The following is a 26,819-nucleotide window of genomic DNA, read 5'->3' as shown; positions in this document are numbered from 1 at the left end:
CTTCTGTCGCCGGTGTCACCGTGCCCGGCGGCGCTCGGCCGAAGGCTGGTAGGCGAGACGCTGGTGATAGGTGCAATAGGGCGAATTGTCAGGGGACTCGCAGCCGCAGAAATGGAAGTCGTCGTTCAGCGGGTCGCCGATCGGCCACTTGCAGGTGCGCTCGGTGAGCTGCGTCAGCTCCAGCTTGCGCGACATCGGCACCACGACGTTCTTGCCGCTGATCACGACGGGCAGGTTCTCGGCCTGTGCATCGAAATCGGTGTCGATCTCATCCTTGGCAAGGGCGTTGCCCACCGGCCGGCTGACCGGACGGGGCGCGTTGGCCGGACGCGCGGTAAAGTTCGAGGGACGCGGGGTGGCCTGCGCCGGGCGCTTCGGGCGGGCCGAAGCGGGCGTGCCGCCGGCCTTGGCGCGGCCGGGCAGGTTGAGCCGGTGCACCTTGCCGATCACGGCGTTGCGGCTGACGCCGCCGAGCTGCGCCGCGATCTGGCTGGCACTGAGGCCCTCGCTCCAGAGCTTCTTGAGTTTCTCGACCCGCTCGTCTGTCCAGTTCATGCTCTCGTCTCCGTTCGGCGCTCGCTGTGCGGGAATCCCTCATCGCGCCACGAACGAATCCGTAGCCTGAGCGCCCTAACTCTGGTGGTGACTAGTTCCGCCGCATGCAGTCTAGTAATTGACCCTTAACCTAGAGTTCGGGGGACTCTGTGACAAGAGTCGGGGGAATCGGGGCGAATCGATTTCAGAGTTTTCCCCAACTTGCTGGTAGGGTGTGACTCGATAGCGACACTGTCCATGCATGCTGTGAATCCTCACCTTGCGGGAGGTTCAGTGCGATTTGGAGCTATGCATTTTATTGACATCACGGCCTGAAATGCCGATAGTGCAGCATGCCGCCGAAAGGCGGCTTTTGATTTTTCTGGCAACCGGAAAGTCAAGCCCCCGAATTTCTTTTCCGCATCCCTTTTGGAGGATACGCGCCATGGCCGATGCCGCGCCGCTCTATGAAACCTATATGCGTGCGCCGCTCCGGTTCACGCACGGGGAGGGCGTCTGGCTGATCGACGAGAACGGCGAGCGATATCTCGATTTCGCCGCCGGCGTGGCCGTCAGTTCGCTCGGCCACGGCCATCCCCATCTCGTTTCCGCGCTGAAGGAGCAGGCCGACAAGGTCTGGCACCTCTCCAATCTCTATGAGGTTGCGGGCCAGGAAAGCCTCGGCCGCCGGCTGACGGACGCGACCTTCGCCGAAAAGGTGTTCTTCACCAATTCGGGTGCGGAAGCGCTGGAATGCGCGATCAAGACCGCGCGCCGCTATCATTTCGCCAAGGGGCATCCGGGCAAGTTCCACATCATCACCTTCGAAGGCGCGTTCCATGGCCGCACGATCGCGACAATCGCCGCCGGTGGACAGGAAAAGTACATCGAGGGCTTCGGCCCCAAGGCGCCGGGCTTCCTCAAGGTTCCCTTCGGCGACATCGCCGCCGTCAAGGACGCGATCACCGAGGAAACCGCGGCGATCCTGATCGAGCCCGTTCAGGGCGAGGGCGGCCTCAGGCCGGTGCCGAAGGAATTCATGCAGGAGCTGCGCCAGCTCTGCGACGAATACGGCCTGCTGCTCATCCTCGACGAGGTTCAGACGGGCGTCGGCCGCACGGGCCGCCTCTTCGCCTATGAGCATTCGGGCGTCGCACCCGACATCATGGCGATCGCCAAGGGTATCGGCGGCGGCTTCCCGCTCGGCGCGTGCCTGGCAACGGCCGAGGCGGCGTCCGGCATGGTGGCCGGCACGCACGGCTCGACCTATGGCGGCAATCCGCTCGCCATGGCCGTCGGCAACGCCGTGCTCGACGTGGTGCTCGCCGATGGCTTCCTGGAGCATGTGCGCGATGTCGCGCTGGTCTTCCGCCAGGGCCTCGCGGCGCTGCAGGACCGCTTCCCCGACATCATCGAGGACGTGCGCGGCGAGGGCCTGATGCTCGGCATCAAGGCACGCATTCCGGTCGCCGATCTCCTGAAGGCGGTTCGCGCCGAAAAGCTGCTTGCCGTGCCGGCGGGCGACAATGTGCTGCGCCTTCTGCCGCCGCTGATCACCACGGCGGAAGATGCACGCGAAGGGCTCGCCCGCATCGAGCGGGCCGCCGAAAAGCTGAGCGCCGCCAAGGCCGCCTGAGCGCATAAGGGACTGGGACAGGACACATCATGGCCAAGCATTTTCTCGATCTTTCCGCCGTTTCGGAAAGCGATCTCCGCGTCATCATGGACGATGCGCATGCGCGAAAGGCCGCCAACAAGGCCGGCACCGAAGCCAAGCCGCTGGCCGGCAAGATGCTGGCGATGATCTTCGAGAAACCGTCCACCCGCACCCGCGTTTCGTTCGATGTCGGCATGCGCCAGCTCGGCGGCGAGACGCTGTTCCTGTCGGGCACGGAAATGCAGCTCGGCCGCGCCGAGACCATCGGCGACACGGCCAAGGTCCTGTCGCGCTATGTCGACGCGATCATGATCCGCACGACCGACCATGCACGCCTGCTGGAGCTGGCCGAGCACGCCACGGTGCCGGTCATCAACGCGCTGACGGATCTCACCCATCCCTGCCAGATCATGGCCGACATCATGACCTTCGAGGAGCATCGCGGCTCCACCAAAGGCAAGACCTTCACCTGGACGGGCGACGGCAACAACGTGCTGCATTCCTTCGTCGAGGGCTCGGCCCGCTTCGGCTACACCATGAAGATGGCCGTGCCGATGGGCTCCGAGCCTGATGACAAGATCCTCAACTGGGCGCGTGACAACGGCGGCAATATCCTGCTCGGGCACGATGCCGAGGCGATGGTCGACGGCGCCGATCTCGTCGTCACCGATACCTGGGTCTCGATGAACCAGGAGCACCGCGCCCGCGGCCACAACATCTTCCAGCCCTATCAGGTCAACCCGCAGCTCATGGCGCGCGCCAGCAAGGACGCGCTCTTCATGCACTGCCTGCCCGCCCATCGCGGCGAGGAAGTCACCAACGAGGTCATCGACGGCCCGCAGTCCGTGGTCTTCGATGAGGCCGAAAACCGCCTGCACGCACAGAAGTCCATCCTCGCCTGGTGCTTCGGAGCCGTCTGAGGCCGTCTTGAAAAACGGCGCTACCGGCACGATCTAGGGCCTATCGCAGAGGCGCCGCGAGGCGCTTTCACTGGCGCATGCCCGCCCGGTGTGGAATGATCCCGGCCGGCATATGCGCAATCAGGATAGAGTGCTGCCCCAAGCGGCCGGGCCCTGAGCCCGCCGGCATTGCGGCGCGTGAAGGAGTAGAATGATGATGGCGGAAACCGCCCTGAAACTCGGTGAGCCCGGCTATGCCGGCGATGACCACGTCCTGCCTTTCCAGGTCGAGGGCCTGGATGTGCGCGGCCGCGCCGTGCAGCTCGGTCCCATGCTGGATACCATTCTCGGCCGGCATGATTATCCCGCACCGGTGGCCCGCCTGCTGGCGGAAGCCATCGCGCTGACCGTGCTCCTCGGAACCTCGCTGAAATTCGAGGGCAAGCTGATCGTGCAGACCAAGGGCGATGGCCCCGTCGACCTGCTCGTCGCGGATTTCTCCGCACCGCAGGATGTGCGCGCCTATGCCCGCTTCGATCAGGAAGCGCTCGATGCCGCCATCGCAGCCGGCGCGACCGAGCCGCATGAGCTGCTCGGCAAGGGCATCCTCGCCTTCACCATCGATCAGGGCGCGCATATGCAGCGCTACCAGGGCATCGTTCCGCTCGACGGCCATACGCTGGAAGAAATCGCCGGCGTCTATTTCCGCCAGTCGGAGCAGATCCCGACCAAGGTGCGCCTCGGCGTCGCCGAACTGTACGACCGCGATGCCGACGGCAAGGCGCGTCACCGCTGGCGTGCCGGCGGCATGGTCGCGCAGTTCCTGCCGCAATCGCCCGAGCGCATGCGCCAGGCCGACCTTCCCGGCGGCGACGGCGACGAGGCCGGCCACAAGATCGACGACGATGATCATTGGGCCGAGGCCAAGGCCATGGTCGAGACGATCGACGCGGATGAGCTGACGGATCCGAATGTCGGCACCGAACGGCTGCTGTTTCGCCTGTTCCACGAGCGCGGCGTGCGGGTCTACCCGCCGCAGCAGGTCTTCGACCGCTGCTCGTGCTCGCGCGAAAAGCTGAAGGGCGTGCTGGCAGCGCTCAGCGCCGAGGAGATCGCCCATACGGCGGACGAAAAGGGCGAGATCGCCGTCACCTGCGAGTTCTGCTCGACGACCTACCGCTTCGAAGCCGCGGAAGTCCTGCCGCAGTAAACGCTTGCGGCAACTCCCTCATCCGGCCTGTCGGCCACCTTCTCCCCCAGGGGAGAAGGGCCCAGCCGGACTGTTTTCCTGAGATCACTTTCGTGGAGGCAAGGCGGGACTTTGCATCCCTCCCTTCTCCCCTCGGGGAGAAGGTGGCGGCAGCCGGATGAGGGGGCCACCCCAACCCTCAATTCAGCGTACGCGCCTGTCCCGGCGTATCCAGCGAAAAGGCGGGAATGGCGACGTCGAAGGCCTCGCCGTTTTCCGCTTCCATGCGGTAGCGGCCGAACATGATGCCGGACGGCGTTTCCAGCGGGCAGCCCGATGAATATTCGTAGGTGTCGCCGGGCCTCAGCACCGGCTGCTCGCCGATCACGCCCGGTCCATTCACCTCGTCCACCTGCCCGTTCTGGTCGGTGATATGCCAGTAGCGCGTCACCAGACGCACGGCGATGTCGGAGTGGTTGGAAATGACGACCCGGTATCCCCAGACATAGCGGCTGTCGTCGGGATCGGACTGATCGGCCAGATAATATGGCTCTACGGTCACTTCGATGTCGCGGGTCAGCGCACGATACATGGGCAAGCCTTGAACTGAACGACCCCTGCTATTCTACACGAATAAGGTTTCGTCAAGGATAAGCGCAAAAGGCGCCGGCCTTGTGGCTGGCGCCTTTTTCAACTGTCGTCCGTCCTGGCGAAATCAGGCGGTGACCTTGGAGAGCGCGCGGGCGAAATCCTCGATCAGGTCGTCGCTGTCCTCGATGCCGGCCGACAGGCGCACGGTGCCGGCGGAAATGCCGAGCTCGGCGCGCGCCTCGTCCGTCAGGTTCTTGTGCGTCGTCGTCGCCGGATGCGTGATCAGGCTCTTGGCGTCGCCGAGATTGTTGGAGATCTTCACGACCTCGAGCGCATCCTGCAGCGCGAACGCCGCGTCCTTGCCGCCCTTCATCTCGAAGCAGACCAAGGTGGAGCCGCCCGTCATCTGCTTGGCGATGATATCGGCCTGCGGATGGTCCTTGCGGCCGGGATAGATCACGCGGGCGACCTGCTTCTGGTCGGCGAGGAAATCGGCGATGCGGCTCGCATTCTCCGTCTGCTGTTTCACGCGCAGCGGCAGCGTCTCGATGCCCTTCAGCAACGTCCAGGCATTGAACGGCGACATGGCCGGGCCGGTATGGCGGAAGTAGTCGTGCAGGTTCTCGTCGATCCACTGCTTGTCCGACAGGACGACGCCGCCCAGGCAGCGGCCCTGGCCGTCGATATGCTTCGTGGCGGAGTAGACGACGACATGCGCGCCGAGTTCCAGCGGCTTCTGGAAGAGCGGCGTGGCGAACACGTTGTCGACCACCACCTTCGCGCCGATCTGGTTGGCGAGCGTCGCCACACCGGCGATGTCGATCACTTCCAGCGTCGGATTGGTCGGGCTTTCCAGGAAGAACACCTTGGTGTTCTTGCGGATCGCGCCTTCCCAGTTGGCGAGGTCGCGGCCGTCGATCAGCGTGCACTCGATGCCGTATTTCGGCGCAAGCGTCTCCACCACCCAGCGGCAGGACCCGAACAGCGCGCGAGCGGCGACGATATGATCGCCCGCCTTGAGCTGGCAGAGGATCGCGGCGGACACGGCGGCCATGCCGGAGGCGGTGGCGCGGGCGTCTTCGGCGCCTTCCAGCATGCACATGCGCTTTTCGAACATGTCGTTGGTCGGGCTGCCGTAGCGGGCATAGATGAACCCGTCCGTCTCGCCCTTGAAGCGGGCTTCGGCCGCAGCGGACGTGTCATAGACGAAGCCCTGCGTCAGGAAGATGGCTTCGGCGGTTTCGCCGTGCTGGGAGCGGGTGGTTCCGCCGTGAACGAGTTGGGTGGCCGGACGCCAGGACTTGCTCATGTGATCGTCGCCTTCAAACAAAAAAACCGGCCGCAAAAGCAAGCCGGTTTCGAACCCGGCCTTTTTAGCTACTTGTTTTACGTGGCTGCAAGCCGGCCGGCCAAATCACCACGGGATAATCCGCTAATACTGCTTGGCTGCGCTTGCGTCAATTGCCGGCATTTGGTTTTGTGCGATCCTTCTGACGGGACGGTACGACTATGGCTTCTGTGGTGCGCAGCACGGGCATTCTGGCGGATAACGCCATCCGCGGCTTGTTCGAAAGCGGCCGGCTGAAAAGCGAAGCCGCGCTGGATGACGACCAGATCCAGCCGGCGAGCCTCGATCTGCGGCTCGGCGCCAAGGCGTTCCGCGTGCGGGCAAGTTTCCTGCCCGGCCCGTCCCATCTCGTCGCCGACAAGCTCGACCGCCTGCAACTGCACGTCATCGATCTCAGCGAGGGCGCGGTTCTGGAAACCGGTTGCGTCTACATCGTGCCGCTGATGGAAAGCCTCGATCTGCCGGCCGAACTCGCCGCATCCGCGAACCCCAAGAGCTCCACCGGCCGCCTCGATATCTTCACCCGCGTCATCACCGACCGGGCGCAGGAATTCGACAAGATCCCGGCCGGCTATGCCGGACCGCTCTATCTGGAAATCTCCCCGCGCACCTTCCCCATCGTGGTGCGCCGCGGTTCGCGCCTGTCGCAGATCCGCTTCCGCAAGGGCAATGCGCTCCTCAGCGAAAACGAGCTCACGGCGCTGCATGTCAGCGACACGCTCGTCGCCAGCGAAACGCCCAATGTCTCCGGCGGCGGCATCGCCCTGTCGATCGATCTCAAGGGCACGGGGCCGGACGGCCTCATCGGCTATCGCGGCAAGCATCACACCTCCGTCGTCGATGTCGATCGCAAGAACCAGCACGACATCTTCGATTTCTGGGAGCCCCTGTTCAGCCGCGGCCGCAACGAGCTGATCCTCGACCCGGACGAGTTCTACATCCTCGTCTCTCGCGAGGCCGTGCATGTGCCGCCGCTCTATGCGGCCGAGATGACGCCGTTCGATCCGCTCGTCGGCGAGTTCCGCGTGCATTACGCCGGCTTCTTCGATCCCGGTTTCGGCCACGCGCCGGCCGGCGGTTCCGGCAGCCGCGCGGTGCTGGAAGTGCGCAGCCACGAGGTGCCCTTCATCCTCGAACACGGCCAGATCGTCGGCCGCCTGATCTACGAGCACATGCTCGAAGCCCCCGCAGGCCTCTACGGCTCCGGCCTCGGCTCCAACTATCAGGCGCAGGGCCTCAAGCTCTCCAAGCACTTCCGCGCCGGGTGACGCCTGGCAGAAGCTAGCGGCACCGGTAATCGCCCACTTTGATCCAGTGCGGTACCAAAGGATCTGGCGCCTATTGCTCGAGATCGGGCTGGCACGCGGTTCGTGTTGTCTGAGTCGATAACTGAAGGGACCAGACATCGAGAGCGTGTGGTGCCGAAGGCTGAGCTATGAAATGCGGTAAAATTTTAGGCTCTATGGGACCGTCTCGAGACCTTCTTGGGGGCATATCCATGGAGCTCAGGCATTCTCTCAGTGTTTTTTTACCGTGCAGATGCCGGAGCCTGTTCGTGATGGCTTTGATTTTTTGCTGTTGATGGGAATGTAACTGCGCTTCGTGACCTCGATCTCGCAGCCGTTCCTTTTTACCGAGAAGCGAAACGTGAAGCGCCTTTCCTTGACGAAGTCCTCCGTTTTGAGGAAGTCGACATACCCTGCGTCACTGGTGTCTCCGTAATCGAACCTGTTCACCACATCGATGACATACTCGCCGTCGCTGGCATGTCGGACGGTGAGGCAGGGATTTTCGGTCCAGCCGGTTCCCAGTTCCACATGTTCAAGCTTCGTACACTTGGTCTTGCCCTTAAGATCCAGCGGAAGAAGCTTGTTGAATGTGTTCATGGCATCCGTGACCGTTGCGCCACCGAATGCGGCGAACATCTTGCCATCCTTCAGAACTATGCTGGCAATGTCGGGAACGTTTTCAAAGCTGTACATCGTTGCCCCGCTGGCTTCCGCCGTCGACTTGAGGGAAAGCAGGAAGCAAAGGCCAAGAATGATATTTCGGCGACGAAGTGACATTGTTTGTGTCCAGTAACTCGGAGTGTGGTGGGATTTATCGAGAATGCAGCGTTGCGGTGGGCCGACAGGCTCAGTGAGCGATTGTCCTGCAGGTGACTGGACCGGTCCTGGAGGACTTATGCTTCGTGCCGTCCAGCGGCACATAGGTGCGCGCGATCACGCTTGCCGTGCATGTCGATGCCGTGGCTTCGAAGTGGATGCGCAATTTCCGCTCTTTTACGTGGTCGGCGGCCTTGAGGTTGCTGATTTCGTCTTTCACGTCGTCAGGGAATTCGTACCGGATCGCGAGGTCAACCAGATAGGATCCGTCGGCCTGGCGTCGCGCGGAGATGCAGGGCTTCGAGGTCCACGATTTGTCGCTGTCCGCGTAGAGTATCTTCGTGCAGTTCTTTTTGCCGGCCGGATCCATCTTGAGGAGCTTTCCGTAAAGCTCGTCGGACTGAAGCGACACAAGCGCGTCGTTGAAGACGGCGAACATCTTCCCGTCCTTGAGCAGGAATCCGGTGAGGTCGGGTACCTTGTCCAGTTCGAACAGGCTGATGCCAGCCGAATGCGCTGCCCCGGTCGTGTTCATGACGGAAGCCAGGGAGAGAAGCGCACATGCAAGAAGTCGGCGCGGGTATGTCACGATGTGCCTCGTTTCTTGATTTCGGCTGGTCAAGGTTTTGATGCGTGCGACCGGTGGAGGGCGCTATCGCGTGACTCTGCTCGAACCGCCAAGTTCACTTCGATCGATGTCAACAATGAAGATGGCGTTGCGTGCCTTTTTCGTAATTTTTCCTTGCACGGTTTCAAAGGGTATGGCCCGCCTCTTGTAGCCCTCCAGGGTCATGGGCGTCCCTTCGTCCCTCGGGAGAAGGTAAGCGGCATTGGCTAAGTCGAACCCTCTTCCGTTAAAGTAGAAGAGCGCCTGATCACCTGTCTTGAGGCCCTGCACGAATTTGTCCAACACGAGAGCGAAAGTGTTTTGATCGGGGTCTGTGAGGACCTCCGTCTGGTAGCCGATGCCTTGCAGCACTTTATCCAAGCGCTTGGCATGGTGAACGGGCGCGGTCAGCACGCCCGCCTCGTACTTTTCCACCGCGACCAGCAACGCCTTCTTGATGCCGCTGGTGCTCCGCAGGCTTGCCGTTCCCTCAAGGCTGTCCTCTACCGCGGGTTCGATCTGGCCCCCCGCGTTGGCTCTCGTCCGCCGGATGGTAAGGGCAACATCCTCATCCGGGACGGCAGAAACCAGCGCGTCGATGAACATCGCCGAAAAACCTTGCTCGGCGTCATCATACGTATGTTCTCCGGGGCCGACGCTATACACAACGAATGATGGTTGGGGCGCTTTATCCCTGAGAGACAAGCCGGCATTCGCCGGGAGCAAAAACAGGATGACGGCAAACACCGCCGCCAGAAGGGAAAGGGCTGCAACCGTTCCTGATTTCACGAATCTGAGGGGAGTGTTCATCGGATGACCAACGGGTTGTGTTGCGCGTGTTCAAGGCGTTCCGAGATTGATGATCTCAACCCGGCGATTTTTCGGGTCATTGGGGTCCAGTCCCTGCGTGGAACGCTCTTCTCCGTAGCCCGCGGCGATCAGCCTGTGCGGCGGCACGCCGTGGGAGGCAAGGAAATTCCTTACGGACAGGGCGCGCCGCTCGGACAGGAGCTGGTTGCTCTCGCTGGTGCCGGAGGCATCGGTGTGGCCGCTCAACGAAAACTTGCTGCCGCTCAAGTCTGGTGATGTCAACGCGACGGCAAGCTCCCGCAGGACGGTCTGAGCAGAATCGGTGAGGGTCGAGGAGTTCAGGCCGAAGCCAATATTGATATCGAGAACGGGCCTGTCGTAGCTGGAAACATATTCGTCCAGCTGCCTGCGCTCATCGATCTTCAAGCCGCGCGTGGTCTCATGAGTCATGAAACCCGGCGTGTCCCCGGATTTTCCAATGTCATTGGCTGAAATGCTGCGTGTCGGCGCTTTGCGGGGCTCTTTAAGACGGTCTATCATGTCCTGCGTGGAGAGGTCCTTGCCGCTCGCCACACCAAGGCTGCTGATAAAAAACAGAGCGGACAGGATGGTGCATAGACGTAAACTCATCTCGATATTCCAGTGCAGCGATACATCAATTTTTCATTAAGGGTTATACAGCGCCCTAAAGCAATGGATTTCGAGTTATGCTTGGGAAGTTTTCATTATATGCCCGATTTCCGGGGGGTATGCGATCTGCATTTATGTTTTGCAGCAAAAATGGTCTGTTGGTCTGCCGCAGTTTGTGATCGACGTGTGATGGCGGGTTTGCTGACAAGACAGATCCGCGAAGTATCGATCATCAATGGGTATTGTGAAGGATAGAAACCGATCTAATATTGTTTTACCCTTTCGTGCAGCGCTGTATCCTAGAGAACAGCCGTTCGCCGTGAATAATGCTAGAAGCCCTGTTGGCGAGGCCTCCGGTAGAGCCGGGCAATGTGTGAGCAACAGAATGACTGTCCCGCGGTTCCGTTTCCTTTTGGCGATGTTCATCGCGCTCCTGGCTTCAGCGGGTGTCGCGCATGCGACTCGGATCGCCCTCGTCATTGGGAACTCTTCGTACGAAGCGGTCCCACGCCTGCCGAACCCTGTTCGTGATGCTGACGCAGTCGCAGAAGCGCTGGAACGCCTCGGCTTCGAAGTGTCTATCGGGCGCGACACCCGGAAGGCTACTCTTGAGGGACTGCTCGCCGACTTCAGCGAGAAGGCGGCCAGTGCGGAGATGGCCGTTGTCTTCTATGCGGGCCATGGCATCGAGGTCGGTGGCGAGAACTACCTCATACCGGTCGATGCGAAACTCAAGTCGGATGCACGCATCAAGTTCGAGGCGGTTTCCCTGAGCGACATTCTCTCCGCAATCGAGGGCGGCAACGGCATCAAGCTCGTGCTTCTCGATGCCTGCCGCAACAATCCGTTCATTGCCAGCATGGAAGGCAGAACGCGATCTGTTGGCCGCGGGTTGGCCAAGGTCGAAGCTGCCGACGGTATCTATATCAGCTATTCGGCCGCAGCCGGAACAACCGCATCGGACGGCGAGGGGAACCATAGCCCCTACACGGAGGCGCTCCTTTCCACGATCGAGGAGCCCGGACTCGAATTGAATTTCCTGTTCCGAAAGGTCGCCCGGTTCGTGAAGCAGAAAACCAACGGTACCCAGACACCCTTCGAATACGGGCGCTTGCCCGATGTGAACATCTATCTCAAGCCACCGGTCGAGGTTACACGCCCAGTCGTCAAGGATCCGTGTGCCGATGCTGCTGCGCACTGGGCGGCGATCGAAGACAAGAAGAGTGCGGCGCTCTTCAAGGCGCATCTTCAGTATTTCGGCCAGTGCGCCTTTGCAGAACTGGCTCGAAATGCGCTCGACGACCTCGTAAAGGCCGAAAAGCAACAGGCGGCCAGCGCATCCGTGGCTGCCGTTGACGCCGTCGGAGCGGCAAGCGCGGTTGCGGAAGAGCAAAAGACGCCGGCCAGTACAGCGTCCGGGGATGACCTTGCGGGAGAAGAGACCGCTGCGCTGGTTCAGCCGGATAATGCCAAGGCCGATCTCCTGTCACTCACCCGGGATGTACAGTCGGGGCTTGCCGGCTTGGGCTGCTCCAAGGGCACTGCGGACGGGCGTTGGGGCAGGCAGTCCAAGCGGGCAATGGAGCGTTTCAATCAATTCGCCAATCTTTCCCTTGATGTCGAAGCGCCTTCGCAGGCTGCGCTTGCCGCCATTCGGGAGCGGACAGGGCGGGTGTGTCCCTTGGAATGTGCTCCAACGGAGGTCGTGGCCGGAGATCGCTGCGAGCGAAAGACATGTGACGCCGGGTTCACTTTGAACAAGGCCGGCAAATGCATAGCCTCTTCTGCGGGCAGCACGCGCACAGAACGCCGAAAGAAGCCTTCGGGTACGCCGAAACAGGAGGCGGATGTTCAATCGTCCAAGGCCAGGGACTGTTTTGAACTGGACGGTCAGAAATTCTGCATGTGACAGGATACGCCGAAGCGCGCTATTGGCCTCTGGCTGACATGTGATCCGGCAGGCGCGTCACTTGCTGCTGACAACGCAACCCAGATCGCCGACGGTGGACGGGACCTGTCGCTTGCCATCGATGGGAATATAGGTCCGCTTGAGCATAACGGCGGAGCAGGATTTTCCAGAAATCTCAAAGTCGATCTCGTATCTGCGCTCTTTGACCTTGTCGGCTTCTTTCAGGAACTGCAGTTCTTCCTTTCCGCGGGCAAGCCAACGGGACCAGTCATATTTGACGGTAATCTTGAGGATGTAGCTGCTATCACCCGTTTTCTCCGCGGCAGCGCATGTTTTCACATAGGTAGTCGTGTCGTCGTCCACCCATTCGGACGTCAGGCAGTTGGGTTTGCCACCCAAGTCCAATTTCACCATCCGGTTCATTGTGTCAAAATTCTCTGAATCCCGATCGATCATCGCAACAGGCGCGAACATCTTGCCATCTTTGATGACGATGCCGATGAAGTCCGGGAGTTTCCCGATCTTGTAGAGCGCGGCATTCTTGGCGGAAGCGCCATGAGCTGAAAGAACGGACATGCCTATGGCCATGACGCCCATTGAAATTCGCTGACGCATTTCCACTCACCCACCGGAGACTGTCTTGAGATATACTGCCTGGAAGCTAGAAACTTCTCCTTGTCAGCACAAGTGTGTTTAGGTGTTGCGGGAACCCCGTTTCGCCATCGTCGCCGCGACCGACGGTCCCACCGGCCGCCTGATCTACGAGCACATGCTCGAAGCCCCCGCAGGCCTCTACGGCTCCGGCCTCGGCTCCAACTACCAGGCCCAGGGCCTCAAGCTCTCCAAGCACTTCCGCGCCGGGTGACGCCTGGCAGCAGCTTGACACATCCCGCGAACTGTTGAATGAGTGCGGCCTCGGCGCTGCCCTGCGGGTATGATGTAATGGTAGCCTGTCAGCTTCCCAAGCTGAACGCGCGGGTTCGATTCCCGCTACCCGCTCCAGCCCGGATTTTCAGGACTTTGGGCCGAGTTGACGCCATGCCGTTTTTAGACGGTTTTACAAACTCTGTTCCGCCTCCGCCACCATTTGGTTTGTGACCACCGTCTTCGCGTCTGTCTGCGCCGGGCGATGCGCGGTCTTGTTCCAGAAGAACGGATTGCTGCGCAGTTCGCGCACGGCGCGCCATGCGGCGCGGGAGGCGAGCAGCCAGTAGACGGGCGTCAGCATCCATTTGCGGCCGACGGCCGCCCGCTCGGGCAGTGTCATGCCCGCCCGTCCGAGCGCGATGAAGATGGCGTAGCTGCCGAAGATGTTCGCCATGTCCATGACGAACAGTGTCAGCTGCATCGGCCCCACGGTATAGGCCTGCCCCGATAGCAGCTGCCCGGTGATCACGGCGACATAGGCGACGACCAGCGGGTGGGCGAGCGAGGACAGGATGAGCCCGCCGATCAGCACCTGGAAGACGATGCTGGCGCCCAGCCCCATTTCCCTTATGAGCATGGAGGGGCGCCGCATCACCACCAGCCAGGTTTGCAGCCAGCCCTTGAACCACCGGCTGCGCTGGCCGAGCCAGGCACGGACCTCGGTCGGCGCCTCCTCGTAGGTCGGGCGAGTGAGCGTGCCGCAACGATAGCCTTTCCGATAGAGGCGCAGGCCGAGATCGGCGTCCTCCGTGACGTTGAAGGGATCCCAGCCGCCGACGGCCTGCAGGATGCGCGTGCGAAAATGGTTCGACGTGCCGCCGAGCGGCATCGGCATGCGCGCGGCGGCAAGGCGCGGCAACAGCACCCGGAAAAGGCCCGCATATTCCAGCGCAAAGAGTGCGCTTATCCAGCTCTCCCGGGCATTGGTGATGACGAGCGGCGCCTGGAGGCAGACGATCTCCGGCGGGCCGGCCTCGAAGGTGCGCCAGGCTTCCTCCAGCTGCATCGGGTCGATGCGGTCTTCCGCGTCGTAGATCACGAGATACTCGCCGCGCGCCGCGCCCAGCGCATAGGTCAGCGCTTTCGGCTTGGTGCGCGGCCGCCCGGGCGGCACCGCCACCACCTCGTATTGCGGGCCAAGACGCGTGGCAGCCAGCGCATCGAGCGTCGCCTGGTCGTCCGCCTCGCAGATCAGCTTGATGTCGAGGCGGCTCGCCGGCCATTCAAGCCTGTCCAGCGTGTCGATGAGCTGCGGGACGACCGCCGCCTCCCGATAGAGGGCGATGAAGATCGAATAGACGGGCCGGCGGCCGGCGGGGGGTGCCGGGCGCAGACGTTTCTGCTGCCGTTTCGTGGCGACGAGCGCCACGAGGCGGATGAAGAACGTGGCGAAGAAGAAGAAGCTGAGGACAATATGCAGCACAAGGAGCGCCGCCGTCGGCTCCGCGACGGTGAGCGCAAGTGTCAGCGTGAGCGCCGCGCCGGTGTAAAAGCCTTGCCGCCCCCATAGCGTGATGCGTGCGCTCGCCTCGGGCGCGCTGCCGAAGAGCCGGTCGACGCTTTCGCGCAGCCGTCGCTTCCGGCCGGCCCGCCAGAGGGCGGACCGCAGGGCCGATGGTGTCGTTGCCACAAGCGTCGTGCGCAGGTCCGGCGACTGCGCCAGCCGCTCGGCCAGATCGCCGAGCCGCGCCGCGTTCGGCACGATCGCGGTGACGGGCGGCCGCACGGGATGGCGCAGACGAACGACCGTGGGATCGAGAAGCTGGCTGTCGGCGCCCGCGATATCCTCCACCTGGGCGGGATCGAGCTCGGGCAGAAAGGGGAGATCGAGGATCTCGGCAAGCGCCTCGTAATAGGTGCTTTCGAGGACCGCGCCGCTGGCCAGAAGCTCGGCCTCCAGCGTGGTGCCGTTGCGGTTCGCCCGCACCAGCATGTGCGATATGAGCACCTTGGAAATTCCGAGCCGGCGGAAGAGATGCGCTTCCGTCAGGAACTTCGGCGGGACGGGTGGATGCGCCGGCCGCGCCACATGACGTGCCGGCAGGACGCCGATTGCGGTAGCGAAAGCGATGTCGTCGGGATATTCTGCCAGTCGCATGCAGCCCTGCAGCCGCTTTCACGGCTGCCCCCGTTTTAAACCCCAAGTTGATTGTAATGTGGTCGCGCAAAATTTCATCCCCTAAAATTTGCGGGTTCCTGGCGCTTTGCCTGTCGATGATGGCGGCCGTGCCGCTGCCGGCCGTGGCGCAGGACCGCAGCACCGTCGATCTTCCGATCCTGTTCGACACGCGCGAGCGCATCGCCCGGCCGGATCTCTCCGGCATCGTGCGGCTGCGCTTCCTGACGACGGTGGATTTTCCGCCCTTCAACTTCATCGACCAGACGGGCAAGCTCGCCGGCTTTCATGTCGATCTGGTGCGCGAGATCTGCCGCGAATTGCAGCTCACCGACAAATGCCAGATCCAGGCCGTGACCTTTCCGGAACTCGAAACTGCGCTGAGCGACGGCAACGGCGAGGCGATCGTGGCCGGCGTCGCCGTGACGGCAGACCTGCGCAAGCGCTTTGCCTTCTCGCGGCCGTTCATGCGCCTTCCCGCCCGGTTTGCCGTGGCAAAGGCGCGGTTGCCTTCCGGTGAGACGGCGGCCGCGCTCGACGGCAAGGCGGTGGGGGTCGTTGCGGCAAGCGCCCATGAGGCCATGTTGAAGGCCTTCTTCCCGCGTGTGACGGCGCAGGCCTTTCCCGATCGCGCGGCGCTGCTCGCGGCCTTGAAGGACGGCAAGGTCGACGCGGTCTTCGGCGACGGCATGCAGCTCGCCTTCTGGACGAGCGGCTCGGAATCGGCCGGTTGCTGCCGCCTGTTCGATGGTCCCTATCTGTCCGAGACGTTTCTCGGCGAGGGCCTGACGATCATGGTCCGCAAGCAGGACGAAGCCCTGGCCGGGGCCATGGATCACGCGCTTCTCGCCCTGTCGCGCAGCGGGCGCCTGCAGGAAATCTACCTGCGTTATTTCCCCATCAACCTCTATGGCGGGTGAGGGCGGGCGTTACTGGCTCGCCCAGATGATGCGGGCGATCCAGTCGACCTCTTCCATGTCGAAACTGCGGTTCGGATGCTCGGGATTGAGCGACAGGAGCTCGATGGCACGCGGGCTCTGGCGGTGGAGCATCTTGGCCATGACCTCGCCCTCGCGCGTCTTGACGACCACCCGGTCGCCCCGGCGCACCTGCGCGCCCGGCTCGACGATCAGGATATCGCCGTCGCGGTAGAGCGGCAGCATGCTGTCGCCCTGCACCTCGAGCGCATAGACGCCGGGCTTCCGGTCGGGAGAGGCGGGAAACTCCACCACATCCCAGCCCTGGCCGGCGGGAAAGCCGCCATCGTCGAAGAAGCCGCCGGCGCCGGCCTGTGCGAAGCCGAGCAGCGGTATCGTGCCGGCCTGCGGCGGAAAGGCGCCCTGCGGCAGGCCGCTGTCCCGGCCCGTGTCGCCCAGCGCGAAGAATTCGTCGATGGTCGCGGATGTGGCGTCGAGCACCTTGGCGATGGATTCCGTCGAGGGCCAGCGCTGGCGGCCGTCGGCACCCTGCCGCTTCGACTTGTTGAAGGACGTCGGATCGAGCCCGGCGCGGCGGGCAAGCCCGGACGGGGAAAGACGGTTGCGCTCGGCGAGGGCGTCGATCGCCGCCCATATCCGGTCATGGGAAAACATACTGTGAAAACCCTGCCAAGGCGTTGGACCAGCCAAAGCCTGTCCGATGAGGCGGACTATAGCGAAGGACGTTTTTCGAGTAAAGAAAAAAGGATTATATTCCTTTTTCGCGTTTGGCGCGGTTCTCCGCCGCGATCCGCCGGGCCACGACGCTCTCGCGCCAGACGGTGAACATGCCGGCGCCCACCACGATGGCGGAGCCCAGCACCATGTTCACATTCAGCGTCTCGCCGAAGACGGTAACACCGATGATCGCCGCCATCACCACCTGGAGATAGGTGAGGGGCTGCACGGCGGCGGCATTGAGCAGGTCGTAGGCGCGGATGAGGAAATAGTGGCTGGAAATGCCCGTCATGCACAACAGCCCCATCCAGAGCCAGTCGACGGGAATGAGATTGGTCCAGAAGAACGGGCCGATCAGCGAAAGCACCGCCGCGCCGGCAAGGCCGGTGTAGAGAAAGCTCGTCAGCGAGGAATCGTCGCGGCTGGCAAGACGCGTGGTGATGGCGTAGAGCGCAAACATCAGCGCGGCCGCCAGCGGCACGAGCACGCTGGAATCGAACGCGCCGTCCGTCGGGTTGATGATGATCAGCACGCCCGAGAGGCCCACCGAGATCGACGTCCAGCGCCGCCAGCCCACCCGCTCGCCGAGCAGCGGCATGGACAGGAGCGCGACGAAGATGGGGCCGGAGGCAAGGATCGCCTGGGTATGCGCGAGGCCGACGGCATTGAAGGCCGTGATGACGACGACGATCTGGAGCGCGAGCAGCGTGCCGCGCAGGATCTGGAGGAAGGGACGTTTCGACCGGATGGCGACCCCCAGCCCGCCCGAACTGCGCGCGGCCATGATCAAGGCGAAGGCCGCGAACGCCCAGAACCGCAGCATGGCGATGAAGATGGGCGAATAGAGGCCGCCGAGATGTTTTGAAATGGCATCCTGAAGGCTGAAGATCAGGATGGCCAGGAGGGTAAAGACGTAGCCGGTTCGTTTGGAGTCCATGCCCTTGCGCATATACCCGCAGCGCGGCGCTTGCACGCCCAAACTGCGCAAAACCGACATTTCGTGCCGGCTCCGGCGGCAAGGAAATTTTTCCTGCGCCTCTGGCTGTCGGCCTTGCCAGCACTATATCGCGCATCACACACACGCTGCCGCAGTCTTTCAAAAGAATCCGGGCGTTACGCTGATCCGCTGTTTTCAATCCGGCGGGGGAGCGATAATGTCCAGCGCATATGAAGCGGCGAAACCGGGGGGTGGAATGCCGATATCGAACGCCGCATTCGTGCGCTCGACCATAATCCTGTTCATCGCCGGCGTTTTCGCACTGCTCGGCATTGTCGGTACATCGTTGTGGCTCGTCGGCAAGGTGCAGTCCTATTTCACCGGTTTCGTCGAACAGCGCGAGGCGCGTCGGGCATCGGCCGATCTTCTTTCGATCCTCAAGGATGCGGAAACCGGGCAGCGTGGTTTCATCATCACGGGCGATCCGGCATTCCGCGCGCCCTATGACGATGCGTTGCGCGGGGTCGCGGAGCAGAAGCAGGCCTTTGCCGACAGACTGGGCGGGCTGCCCGAATATGCCGGGGACGCGGAACGCGTCCAGCAGCTGGTGGTCGAAAAGCTCGACGAACTGGCCGGCACCGTCGACCTCATGTTGCAGGGTCGCCAGGCGGAAGCGATCACACAGGTCAAGACCGACCGCGGCCGTATGCTGATGGACGAAATCCGCGATCGTCTCGGCAACATCATGGACGATGCGGACGAGCAGCTGCGCAAGGGCGTGGTGGATACGCTGTGGTCGGCGGGCGCCCTTCAATGGACGACGGTGATCGGCGCCATCGCCATCATCACCGTGCTGGGCGGCGCCATCATCATCATCGTGCAGTATACCCGCGACAACCTCGCGGCGCGGCGCGAGGTGGAACTGCTGAACGCCACGCTGGAAAAGCGCGTGGACGAGCGGACCGAGGAGCTGATACGCGCCAACCAGGAAGTGCAACGCTTCGCCTATATCGTCACGCACGACCTGCGTGCGCCGCTGGTCAACATCATGGGCTTTACCAGCGAGCTGCAGGCATCGCTCGCGGCCATCCAGAGCTACGTGCTCGCCGATGGCAAGACGCCGAGCGAGGCGGATATTCTCGAGGCGCGCCGTGCGGCGGGCGAAGACCTGCCGGAAGCGATCGGCTTCATCCGGTCCTCCACCAAGAAAATGGACGGGCTGATCAACGCCATCCTGAAGATTTCGCGCGACGGCCGCCGCGAACTCAAGATCGAACGCGTCAATCTCAAGGGCCTGGTCGAGGCCGGTGCTGCCGCGGTCAACCATCAGGTGAGCGAAGCCGACGGCGTCATCACCATCGCCGACAACCTGCCGACGGTCGTGTCCGACCGGCTTTCGCTGGAGCAGGTGTTCGGCAATCTGTTCGACAACGCCATCAAGTACCGCTTGACCGAGCGGCCGTTGCGTATTTCAATCACTGCGCGCAATGCGGGTCGGGCAGGCTTCGTCATCGAATTCGCCGATAACGGCAGGGGTATCGCCCCGGAAGACCATGAGCGGGTCTTCGAGCTTTTCCGTCGCTCCGGCACACAGGACAAGCCGGGCGAGGGAATCGGGCTCGCCCATGTTCGTTCACTGATGCGAAATCTCGGTGGTGATATCGTCGTGAAATCCGAAATCGGGCAGGGGACGACGTTCGTTCTGCGTCTGCCGCCCGACCTCAGCAAAGTTGTCAGGAGTATGCAGGCATGAACGGATTGGGCAAGGAAGTCACCATCGTGATGATCGAGGACGACGAGGGCCACGCGCGCCTCATCGAGAAGAACATCCGCCGGGCCGGTGTGCACAACGAGGTCGTGCCCTTCACCAGCGGCACCGACGCGCTCGATTTCGTGCTCGGCAAGGACCGTTCCGGCATGGCGAGCGCCGGACGCTTCCTGCTGATCCTGCTCGACCTCAACCTGCCCGACATGTCCGGCATCGATATCCTTCAGAAGATCAAGACGAATACCCACACCAAGCGCCTGCCGGTCGTCATTCTCACGACGACGGACGACGAGCGGGAAATCCAGCGCTGTTACGATCTGGGCGCGAACGTCTACATCACCAAGCCCGTCGAGTATGAAAGCTTCGCGCATGCGATCCGTCAGCTCGGCCTGTTCTTCTCCGTGATCCAGATACCCGAGTCGCAGTGAATGAGAGAAGGTCCGTTCCGTCTCCTCTACATCGATGACGATCCGATCCTGGCGCGCCTCGCCGAGCGCGCGCTTGGCCGTGTCGGCTATGTCGTTGTCCATGCGGAGGATGTGGAGCTGGGCCGCGAGCTGTTCGCCGAAGGCGGCTTCGACGCCGTGGTGCTCGATCATTTCCTGGCATCGGGCACCGGCCTTTCCTTTCTCAAGGAGCTCGCCAGCGCGCCGGGCGCGGTGCCGGTCGTCTATGTGACGGGATCCAACGACGCGCAGGTCGCCGTCGAGGCGCTGAAGGCCGGCGCTGCGGACTATGTCATCAAATCCGTCGGCGACGATTTCATGCCGCTGCTGGCCAATGCGCTGGGCCAGGCGCTGGAGAACGCCCACCTCAAGCGCCTCAAACTGGAAGCCGAGCAGGAGATCCGCGCGGCCAAGGAGCGTGCGGAAGTGCTGCTGGCGGAGGTGAACCACCGCGTCGGCAACTCGCTGGCGCTGGCCGCCGCGCTCATCCGCCTGCAGATGTCGAGCGCCGTGGACGACGCGGTCAAGGAGGCGCTTTCCGAAACGCAGGCGCGCATTACCGCGATCGCCGGCATCCATCGCCGTCTCTACACCTCCGAGGATGTGCGCAATGTCGATATGGGCGCCTATCTCTCGACCCTTCTGACCGAGCTTGGGGCTTCCATGCAGGGCCATGAGCGCGATGTGCGGCTGAACCGCACGCTGGAGCCGCTGCATGTGCCGACCGATCGCGCGGTGTCGCTCGGCGTGATCGTGACGGAGCTCGTCACGAATGCCTTCAAATATGCCTATGGCGAAACGGGCGGCGAAGTGCGCGTCGGCTTCACCCGGCTCGATGGCGAAAATGCGCTTTTGTTCGTGGAAGACGACGGCATCGGCTGGCGCGGCGAAGGTCCCGTGCGCGGCACGGGCCTCGGCTCCAAGATCATCGGTGCCATGGCCACCAGCCTCGGGGCCCGGCTCGACTATGCGGCGCGGGAAATCGGAACGCGCGCCGAACTGCTGGTGCGTATCGTCGAACCGTCGCGCTGACAAAATCCCGCCTCCTGGAAAACGGCACAGGCCGAGCGCCACGCGGCGGTTTCGCCCGTGGTTTCAAAGAGCATTCGGACGGGGCGCCGGAAGCTGCCTCGACTGAAAATAAACTAGGTGACACCTTCCGGCGCCCCGTTCGGCGGTTTTTGCCCGCGACTCCGGTCTCTCTGCAAGGATCGACACGGCGGTGTCCTTCGCCGGTTTCCGGAATGGGCAGTGCCGTTTGACAACCGGAGCACACGCCTTGGCGCTCCGTGGAAGGTGTCTCCACCTCCCGGCCTTTCTCCATGCCGGCGGACGATGCCGACGCATCCGCCAATGCCGATCCCCTTGTGTGCCGCACAGGCACGCCCGGCGCGCCGTTCGGGGCATGAAACGACAGGATCGGTCCGACATCCCGCCATTTCCCCCGTGTCGCCGGAGGGAGACCATTTTCCGCAGGCCCGTGACTTGAGGTTTCGCGTCATTCCCTCACGCCCCGCGCCGACCCCGCCTCGCCGCAACGCCTTGCGGTGTATCCGAGGGCGGGATGGGGGCATTGTAGGCATGGTTGGAGACGGCGGGGAAATCGGCGCGGGATTTCGCAGGGAAATCAGAGGATGCGAGCGGATTACGTCCCCGGATGAGGGACGGTGAGGACGGCGGCGCATGCGGCTGTGGGTCCTCGGGTCGAGCCCGGGGATGACGCCAGAGGAGATGCGTGGGAAAAAAGCAGCGCCACGGTTTGCGGCGGATTGCATGGGGGCAGGACGAAGGAAAGCGCAAACAGATATTGCCGAGGCGGCCCGCCGGCCTAGTATCTCATCGGAGAAACGGAGGACAGCAGATGGAAACCAATGAACTGCATCGCGGCCGGCTGATCGACCATATCCAGCTCGTCGTGCGCGACCTCGAGGCCAGCCGGAGGTTCTACGAGGCGGTGCTCGGCGCGCTGAACATTCCGCTCGGCGGCGCGGAGGAAAAGTATTTCTGGTTCGACGAGCTGTTCGTCTCCGGCAGCGACAGTGCGGCCGCGACAGGAGCCCTGACCGGGCGGCATCACCTGGCGTTCCAGGCTGCGGACGAGGCGATGGTGGAGGCCTTCTACAAAGCGGGCCTCGCCGCCGGCGGCACGGACAATGGCGCGCCGGGAAAGCGCGCCTATCATCCCGGCTATTTCGCCGCCTTCCTGCTCGACCCTGACGGCAACAATATCGAGGCGGTCTTCCACGGCCCGCATAAGCGGAGCGCGCCATCCGTGACGATCACCTTCTGACGGCACCGTTCAGTTGCCCGTCAGCAAACCGGCCTAGCAGGGCGTCGGGCTTTCAGGAAAGGTTGACGCCATGACCCACCGCATGACCACGCTTGCCGTTCTCGCCACGCTCTGCCTCACAGCACCCGCCTTCGCCGCAACGACCGTGAAGGTCGTCGAGGGCGGGGAAGGTGGCGGGCCGATGACGCTGTCGATCGACCAGCCGACGATCAAGGCCGGCGACGTCGTGTTCCAGGTCCACAACGAGGCGGTGGGCGAGGCGCATGAAATGGTGCTGGTGAAGTTGAAATCGCCGGACCAGAAAATCCCCGTCGTCGCGGCAAAGCATCGCGTGGACGAGAAGAAGCTGAAGAGCCTGGGCGAGGTCGCCGACCTCAAGCCGGGTGCCGACGGTACGTTGAAGACAAGGCTGCAGCCCGGTACCTATCTTCTGCTCTGCAACATCAAGGGCCACTACGAGGCCGGCATGCATGCCAGGCTCGTCGTGACGAAATAGGCGGCGCGATCAGCGCTTTCTGGCGGCCGGAGCCTTTTTGGTCTTGGCCGCCGGCTCGGCCTTCTCCTGGATGGCCTCCTGCTCCATGCGCAGGGCGCGCAGGCGTGCGGTCTTCTTTTCGCGCGCGGTCACTTCGCTGGCGATGATGGTACGCGCGGCGCTGTCCGTCGCGGCCGCCTTGGCCTGCGAGGACGGTTTGACCGGGGTGGAAAGCGTATCCTTGGTCATGTCCATGATATCCCCTTTCTGAACCGTTCTGGTCTGAATCGTTCTGGGCGGGTTTGCCGGGTGACGCGGTCGTCACCCGGTCGGCATGTCTCAGCGTCCCGGACGCACGGCCTTCTTGGGCGCAGGCAGCAGGCCTTCGCGCTGCATCTTCTTGCGCGCGAGCTTGCGCTGGCGGCGGATCGCTTCGGCCTTTTCGCGCACGCGCTTTTCCGACGGCTTTTCAAAGGCGCTGCGCGCCTTCATTTCGCGGAAGAGGCCTTCGCGCTGCATCTTCTTCTTCAGCACACGCAGTGCCTGGTCGACATTGTTGTCCCTGACGAGAACCTGCAAGGTATGTCCTTTCTCGCGGCATAGCCGCATTCGGTGGGATTTCGCGCCGGCAATCCGGTCCGGATTACCGTGCGGTGCGGATGGTGAGTGGTTTCAGCCACGGGCTGCCCGCGCGGGGCGCTTCGCGTTTTCCGTTCGTGCGCGGCGCGCCGGCGGTCGTGTCGTCCGCCTCGATATCGCTCTGCACGATGCGGCGTTCGAAGTTTTCGCCTTCCAGGCGCACGCGATACTGAACCTCGCCGTGATCGGCCGGCAGGACGCCGACGATGCGGCAGGTCCGTTCACCCGTGGTCGCGCGGGAAAGGCCGGCCCTGAGCAGGACGTGGTCTCCGATGGCGTAGGTTTTACGGCTCATGAAAGTCTCCTTTGCGGGTGCCCGCAAGGTTGTCGAAACAAAAAGGCCGGGCGTTACCCCGACCTCTTCCCGTCATTCGAACTCTTCACTGCCAGTACATCCGTGGTCAGCGAGGAGGAACGACAATTCTTATGCGGCGCGGAGGCCGTCGGCAGAGTTCTTGCCGGACTTGCGGTCACGGACGATGTCGTACGTGATCTTCTGGCCTTCGTTCAGCGAGCCCATGCCCGCACGTTCGACAGCCGAGATGTGCACGAACACGTCGGTCGAGCCATCGTCAGGCTGAATGAAGCCGAAGCCTTTGGTGCTGTTGAACCACTTTACGGTACCTGAATTCATAACGATATCCTTTTCATCGCTAGTGTAATCGGGAGATGTTTTTCCCGTTATTGATCGATCTTGAAAGGAAATCTGACGAAGAGCGGGGCTCGGTGGCAAAGGTCGCAAGCAGTTATCGATGGCATCTATATAAAGTTTATTCCCGATAATGCAATGGTTTTGCAAAATTTTTCTGGAGGGATTCGCGTGGACCGCCGGAAAATACGGTGATCGATCGCCTCTTTTGGAAATTCAATTTATCGGAATCGCGTTTTTATTTTTGGCCGGAAATCGCGGTGCGCAAAAGAAAAGGGCGACCAGATGGCCGCCCCTGCATGGCGTGTCGGGCAGGGCGCTCAGGCGGCCTTCTTCGCCTCCGGCGCGAAGCGGCCGTAGAAGGTTTCGCCCTTGGCGGCCATGTCCTTCAAGAGCGGCGTCGGCTGGAAGTGGCTGCCGTATCGGGCGGCCAGTTTCTCGCAGAGTGCCACGAAGGCCTTCGCGCCCATGCCGTCGATGTAGGACAGCGTGCCGCCGGTATAGGGGGCGAAGCCGAAACCGAGAATGGAGCCCACATCGGCCTCGCGCGGATCGGTGACGATGCCTTCCTCCATGGTGCGGGCGGCTTCCAGCGCGATGGTGACGAGCAGGCGCTGCTTCAGCACCTGGATATCGACATCCTCGGGCTTCTGCTGCGGGTAGAGGTCCTTCAGGCCGGGCCACAGCTTCTTCTTCTGCGGCTTCGGCGGGTAGTCGTAGAAGCCCTTGCCGGCCTTGCGGCCGAGGCGGCCTTCGCCGTCCACCAGCGTCGTCACCAGCTCCATGTGGCGCGGATCGACGGCCTTTTCGCCGAGATCGGCGATGGCCGCCTTGAAGACCTTGTAGGAGAGGTCGACGGCTACCTCGTCGTTGAGCGACAGCGGGCCGACCGGCATGCCGGCCATCTTGGCGGCATTCTCGATCATCGCCGCCGGCACGCCTTCGATCAGCATGTCATAGGCTTCGGCCATGTAGCGGAAGACGCAGCGGTTGACGTAGAAGCCGCGTGTATCGTTCACGACGATCGGCGTCTTCTTGATGGCGGCGACATAATCCAGAGCGGTGGCGAGCGCCTTGTCGCCCGTTTCCTTGCCGAGGATGACCTCCACCAGCATCATCTTCTCGACCGGCGAGAAGAAGTGGATGCCGATGAACTGGTCCGGCCGCTTCGAATTTCTGGCGAGGCCCGTGATCGGCAGCGTCGAGGTGTTGGAGGCGAAGATGGCATCCTCGCGCAGTACGGCCTCGATCTTCTCCGTCACCTCCTTCTTGACCGTGCGGTCCTCGAAGACGGCCTCGATGACGAGGTCGGCATCGGCGAGCGCGGCATAATCGGGGGTCGGGGTGATGAGGGACAGCAGCCTTTCGCCGTCCTCCCTGGACATGCGGCCCTTGCCGATGGCGCCGGTGACGAGGCCTTCGGAATGGGTCTTGCCCTTGTCGGCGGCCTCCTGGTCGCGGTCGATGAGGACCACCGGAATGCCGGCGGCGGCCGTCACATAGGCGATGGAGGCGCCCATGAAGCCGGCGCCGACGACGGCGACCTTCTTGAACTCCGCCTTGGGAATGCCGGCCGGCCGGCGCGCGCCCTTGCCGAGCTCCTGCATGGAGATGAACAGCGACCGGATCATCGAGAAGGCTTCGGTCGTCTGCAGGATGTGGGTGAAGTAGCGCTGCTCGATCTTCAGGCCCGTCTCGAAGGGAACCTGCAGGCCCTCATAGACGCATTTGAGAATGGCGAGCGCGCCCGGATAGTTGCCGGCGGTCTCGCGGCGCAGGATGGCGGGGGCGGCCGGCCAGAGCTGGGCGGAGGCCGGCGTCCAGATGCCGCCGCCGGGGGCCTTGAAGCCCTTCTCGTCCCAGGGCTGGACGGGCTTGAGGCCGTCCTTGATCATCTGCCTGGCGGCGGGGATGAGCTCACCGGGCTCGACGACCTGATGCACGAGGTTCATCGCCTTGGCGCGCGCGCCGGTCAGCGACGAGCCGGTCGTCATCATCTGCAGCGCGTCCTGCGCATTGGCAAGGCGCGGCACGCGCTGGGTGCCGCCGGCGCCGGGGAAGATGCCGACCTTGACCTCGGGCAGCGCGATCTTGACCGACTTGGCATTCGAGGCGACGCGGCCGTGGCAGGCGAGCGACATTTCGAAGGCGCCGCCCATGCAGGTGCCGTTGATGGCGGAGACCCAGGGCTTGCCGGAGGTCTCCAGCTTGCGGAACAGCCAGGTCATGCGGCCCGTGGTTTCGAACAGTTTCTGCACGGCGGTCGCGGGATCGGCAGCCTGCGCGTCCTTCAGGAGGTCGAAGCTCGCCTTGATCATCGAGAGATCCGCGCCGCCGGAGAAGGAGGACTTGCCCGACGTGATGACCGCACCCTTGATGGCGTCGTCGGCCACGACCTGGTCGATGATCTTGTCCAGCTCGTCCATCACCTCGACGGTGAAGACGTTCATCGACTTGTCGGGCATGTCCCAGGTGACCAGCGCAATGCCGTCGGCGTCGGTCTCGATGGTGAAGTTCTTGTATGCGCTCATGATGGGATTCCTCTCCCTTGAAATCTATCTGGCTTCACACGCTGTCCTCTCCTCCGTCATGGTCGGGCTTGACCCGACCATCCAGCTCCGGGCTGTGGATCCTCGGG

The 26,819-nt window shown here is 62.9% G+C and carries 27 protein-coding genes, 1 tRNA gene, 1 pseudogene and 1 riboswitch; of the genes and pseudogenes, 13 read left to right on the top strand and 16 right to left on the bottom strand.

Going from position 1 to position 26,819, the window contains the following annotated elements:
• Positions 1-15: 15 nt before the first annotated feature.
• Complete coding sequence (locus GR158_RS04480; RefSeq protein WP_134647807.1) at positions 16-555, bottom strand: GcrA family cell cycle regulator; 540 nt, start codon at positions 553-555, stop codon at positions 16-18.
• 424 nt (positions 556-979) lie between these two features.
• Here GR158_RS04480 and GR158_RS04475 point away from each other — a divergent pair, with 424 nt between their 5' ends.
• The 3 genes from GR158_RS04475 to GR158_RS04465 all read left to right on the top strand — a co-directional run bounded on the left by GR158_RS04475 (position 980) and on the right by GR158_RS04465 (position 4,300).
• Positions 980-2,170, top strand: a complete 1,191-nt coding sequence (locus GR158_RS04475; RefSeq protein ID WP_134647805.1) for an aspartate aminotransferase family protein — start codon at positions 980-982, stop codon at positions 2,168-2,170.
• 29 nt (positions 2,171-2,199) lie between these two features.
• Complete coding sequence (argF, locus tag GR158_RS04470) at positions 2,200-3,111, top strand: ornithine carbamoyltransferase (protein ID WP_134647803.1); 912 nt, start codon at positions 2,200-2,202, stop codon at positions 3,109-3,111.
• A gap of 196 nt (positions 3,112-3,307) precedes the next feature.
• Positions 3,308-4,300 carry an Hsp33 family molecular chaperone gene (locus tag GR158_RS04465; RefSeq protein ID WP_134647801.1) on the top strand — a complete coding sequence of 331 codons (993 nt, stop codon included), beginning with the start codon at positions 3,308-3,310 and terminating at the stop codon, positions 4,298-4,300.
• Positions 4,301-4,478: 178 nt separating this feature from the next.
• Here GR158_RS04465 and apaG read toward each other — a convergent pair whose 3' ends face one another.
• Together apaG and GR158_RS04455 are read right to left on the bottom strand one after the other, a co-directional pair.
• Positions 4,479-4,871 (bottom strand): Co2+/Mg2+ efflux protein ApaG, encoded by a 393-nt coding sequence (gene apaG, locus GR158_RS04460; protein WP_134647799.1) that lies wholly within the window; start codon positions 4,869-4,871, stop codon positions 4,479-4,481.
• Positions 4,872-4,994: 123 nt separating this feature from the next.
• Positions 4,995-6,179: an O-succinylhomoserine sulfhydrylase gene (locus GR158_RS04455; protein ID WP_160870135.1), complete on the bottom strand. Its 1,185-nt coding sequence runs from the start codon at positions 6,177-6,179 to the stop codon at positions 4,995-4,997.
• Positions 6,180-6,222: 43 nt separating this feature from the next.
• A riboswitch (SAM riboswitch) is annotated at positions 6,223-6,301 on the bottom strand.
• Between the two features lie 78 nt (positions 6,302-6,379).
• Here GR158_RS04455 and GR158_RS04450 point away from each other — a divergent pair.
• Positions 6,380-7,486 carry a 2'-deoxycytidine 5'-triphosphate deaminase gene (locus GR158_RS04450; protein ID WP_160870134.1) on the top strand — a complete coding sequence of 369 codons (1,107 nt, stop codon included), beginning with the start codon at positions 6,380-6,382 and terminating at the stop codon, positions 7,484-7,486.
• A 249-nt stretch (positions 7,487-7,735) separates the two neighbouring features.
• Here GR158_RS04450 and GR158_RS04445 read toward each other — a convergent pair whose 3' ends face one another.
• The 4 genes from GR158_RS04445 to GR158_RS04430 form a co-directional block, all read right to left on the bottom strand.
• Positions 7,736-8,284, bottom strand: coding sequence for a hypothetical protein (locus GR158_RS04445; RefSeq protein ID WP_160870133.1), 549 nt, complete (start codon positions 8,282-8,284; stop codon positions 7,736-7,738).
• Between the two features lie 70 nt (positions 8,285-8,354).
• Positions 8,355-8,858: a hypothetical protein gene (locus tag GR158_RS04440; protein ID WP_160870132.1), complete on the bottom strand. Its 504-nt coding sequence runs from the start codon at positions 8,856-8,858 to the stop codon at positions 8,355-8,357.
• Between the two features lie 117 nt (positions 8,859-8,975).
• Entirely contained in the window at positions 8,976-9,740 is a 765-nt protein-coding gene (locus GR158_RS04435) for a caspase family protein (RefSeq protein ID WP_160870131.1), read from the bottom strand.
• A 30-nt stretch (positions 9,741-9,770) separates the two neighbouring features.
• On the bottom strand, positions 9,771-10,370 hold the full coding sequence (locus GR158_RS04430) for an OmpA family protein (RefSeq protein ID WP_160870130.1): 600 nt from the start codon (positions 10,368-10,370) through the stop codon (positions 9,771-9,773).
• Positions 10,371-10,755: 385 nt separating this feature from the next.
• On the opposite strand from GR158_RS04430, the gene GR158_RS04425 reads away from it, so the two are divergent.
• On the top strand, positions 10,756-12,279 hold the full coding sequence (locus GR158_RS04425) for a caspase family protein (RefSeq protein ID WP_160870129.1): 1,524 nt from the start codon (positions 10,756-10,758) through the stop codon (positions 12,277-12,279).
• A gap of 57 nt (positions 12,280-12,336) precedes the next feature.
• Here the strand turns inward: GR158_RS04425 and GR158_RS04420 are convergent, their stop codons facing one another.
• Positions 12,337-12,894, bottom strand: a complete 558-nt coding sequence (locus GR158_RS04420) for a hypothetical protein (protein ID WP_160870128.1) — start codon at positions 12,892-12,894, stop codon at positions 12,337-12,339.
• Positions 12,895-13,027: 133 nt separating this feature from the next.
• On the opposite strand from GR158_RS04420, the pseudogene GR158_RS04415 reads away from it, so the two are divergent.
• Together GR158_RS04415 and GR158_RS04410 are read left to right on the top strand one after the other, a co-directional pair.
• Positions 13,028-13,144 (top strand): annotated as a pseudogene (locus GR158_RS04415) (2'-deoxycytidine 5'-triphosphate deaminase); the annotation flags it as partial.
• Positions 13,145-13,207: 63 nt separating this feature from the next.
• Positions 13,208-13,281: transfer RNA gene (locus GR158_RS04410), tRNA-Gly, on the top strand.
• A 55-nt stretch (positions 13,282-13,336) separates the two neighbouring features.
• On the opposite strand, the gene GR158_RS04405 is transcribed toward GR158_RS04410, so the two are convergent.
• On the bottom strand, positions 13,337-15,304 hold the full coding sequence (locus GR158_RS04405; RefSeq protein ID WP_160870127.1) for a glycosyltransferase family 2 protein: 1,968 nt from the start codon (positions 15,302-15,304) through the stop codon (positions 13,337-13,339).
• A gap of 56 nt (positions 15,305-15,360) precedes the next feature.
• On the opposite strand from GR158_RS04405, the gene GR158_RS04400 reads away from it, so the two are divergent.
• Entirely contained in the window at positions 15,361-16,242 is an 882-nt protein-coding gene (locus GR158_RS04400) for a transporter substrate-binding domain-containing protein (protein ID WP_160870126.1), read from the top strand.
• 9 nt (positions 16,243-16,251) lie between these two features.
• Here the strand turns inward: GR158_RS04400 and GR158_RS04395 are convergent, their stop codons facing one another.
• Both GR158_RS04395 and GR158_RS04390 read right to left on the bottom strand, forming a co-directional pair.
• On the bottom strand, positions 16,252-16,914 hold the full coding sequence (locus tag GR158_RS04395) for a helix-turn-helix transcriptional regulator (protein WP_134647793.1): 663 nt from the start codon (positions 16,912-16,914) through the stop codon (positions 16,252-16,254).
• 94 nt (positions 16,915-17,008) lie between these two features.
• The gene (locus GR158_RS04390; RefSeq protein WP_160870125.1) at positions 17,009-17,914 is read right to left on the bottom strand and encodes a DMT family transporter; all 906 of its coding nucleotides are present in this window, start codon (positions 17,912-17,914) and stop codon (positions 17,009-17,011) included.
• Positions 17,915-18,170: 256 nt separating this feature from the next.
• On the opposite strand from GR158_RS04390, the gene GR158_RS04385 reads away from it, so the two are divergent.
• The 5 genes from GR158_RS04385 to GR158_RS04365 all read left to right on the top strand — a co-directional run bounded on the left by GR158_RS04385 (position 18,171) and on the right by GR158_RS04365 (position 22,914).
• Positions 18,171-19,667, top strand: a complete 1,497-nt coding sequence (locus GR158_RS04385) for a CHASE3 domain-containing protein (RefSeq protein ID WP_160870124.1) — start codon at positions 18,171-18,173, stop codon at positions 19,665-19,667.
• Positions 19,664-20,110 carry a response regulator gene (locus tag GR158_RS04380; RefSeq protein WP_134647787.1) on the top strand — a complete coding sequence of 149 codons (447 nt, stop codon included), beginning with the start codon at positions 19,664-19,666 and terminating at the stop codon, positions 20,108-20,110. Before GR158_RS04385 ends, GR158_RS04380 begins: the two co-directional genes overlap by 4 nt.
• Entirely contained in the window at positions 20,111-21,160 is a 1,050-nt protein-coding gene (locus GR158_RS04375; protein ID WP_134647785.1) for a sensor histidine kinase, read from the top strand.
• A gap of 829 nt (positions 21,161-21,989) precedes the next feature.
• On the top strand, positions 21,990-22,418 hold the full coding sequence (locus GR158_RS04370) for a VOC family protein (protein WP_134650822.1): 429 nt from the start codon (positions 21,990-21,992) through the stop codon (positions 22,416-22,418).
• Positions 22,419-22,488: 70 nt separating this feature from the next.
• Entirely contained in the window at positions 22,489-22,914 is a 426-nt protein-coding gene (locus tag GR158_RS04365; protein WP_246665534.1) for a plastocyanin/azurin family copper-binding protein, read from the top strand.
• Between the two features lie 9 nt (positions 22,915-22,923).
• Here GR158_RS04365 and GR158_RS04360 read toward each other — a convergent pair whose 3' ends face one another.
• The 5 genes from GR158_RS04360 to GR158_RS04340 all read right to left on the bottom strand — a co-directional run bounded on the left by GR158_RS04360 (position 22,924) and on the right by GR158_RS04340 (position 26,712).
• Positions 22,924-23,148, bottom strand: a complete 225-nt coding sequence (locus GR158_RS04360) for a hypothetical protein (RefSeq protein WP_167719318.1) — start codon at positions 23,146-23,148, stop codon at positions 22,924-22,926.
• Between the two features lie 84 nt (positions 23,149-23,232).
• Positions 23,233-23,472 (bottom strand): 30S ribosomal protein S21, encoded by a 240-nt coding sequence (rpsU, locus tag GR158_RS04355; protein WP_134650823.1) that lies wholly within the window; start codon positions 23,470-23,472, stop codon positions 23,233-23,235.
• 64 nt (positions 23,473-23,536) lie between these two features.
• The gene (locus GR158_RS04350; protein WP_160870123.1) at positions 23,537-23,827 is read right to left on the bottom strand and encodes a cold-shock protein; all 291 of its coding nucleotides are present in this window, start codon (positions 23,825-23,827) and stop codon (positions 23,537-23,539) included.
• A 129-nt stretch (positions 23,828-23,956) separates the two neighbouring features.
• Complete coding sequence (locus GR158_RS04345) at positions 23,957-24,166, bottom strand: cold-shock protein (RefSeq protein ID WP_134650825.1); 210 nt, start codon at positions 24,164-24,166, stop codon at positions 23,957-23,959.
• A gap of 335 nt (positions 24,167-24,501) precedes the next feature.
• Positions 24,502-26,712 carry an FAD-dependent oxidoreductase gene (locus GR158_RS04340; protein WP_160870122.1) on the bottom strand — a complete coding sequence of 737 codons (2,211 nt, stop codon included), beginning with the start codon at positions 26,710-26,712 and terminating at the stop codon, positions 24,502-24,504.
• Positions 26,713-26,819: the final 107 nt, after the last annotated feature.

It is taken from the genome of Shinella sp. AETb1-6 (genome assembly GCF_009826875.1).
In the GTDB taxonomy this organism is placed as follows: domain Bacteria; phylum Pseudomonadota; class Alphaproteobacteria; order Rhizobiales; family Rhizobiaceae; genus Shinella; species Shinella sumterensis.
This window is presented reverse-complemented; position numbering and strand designations above follow the sequence as displayed.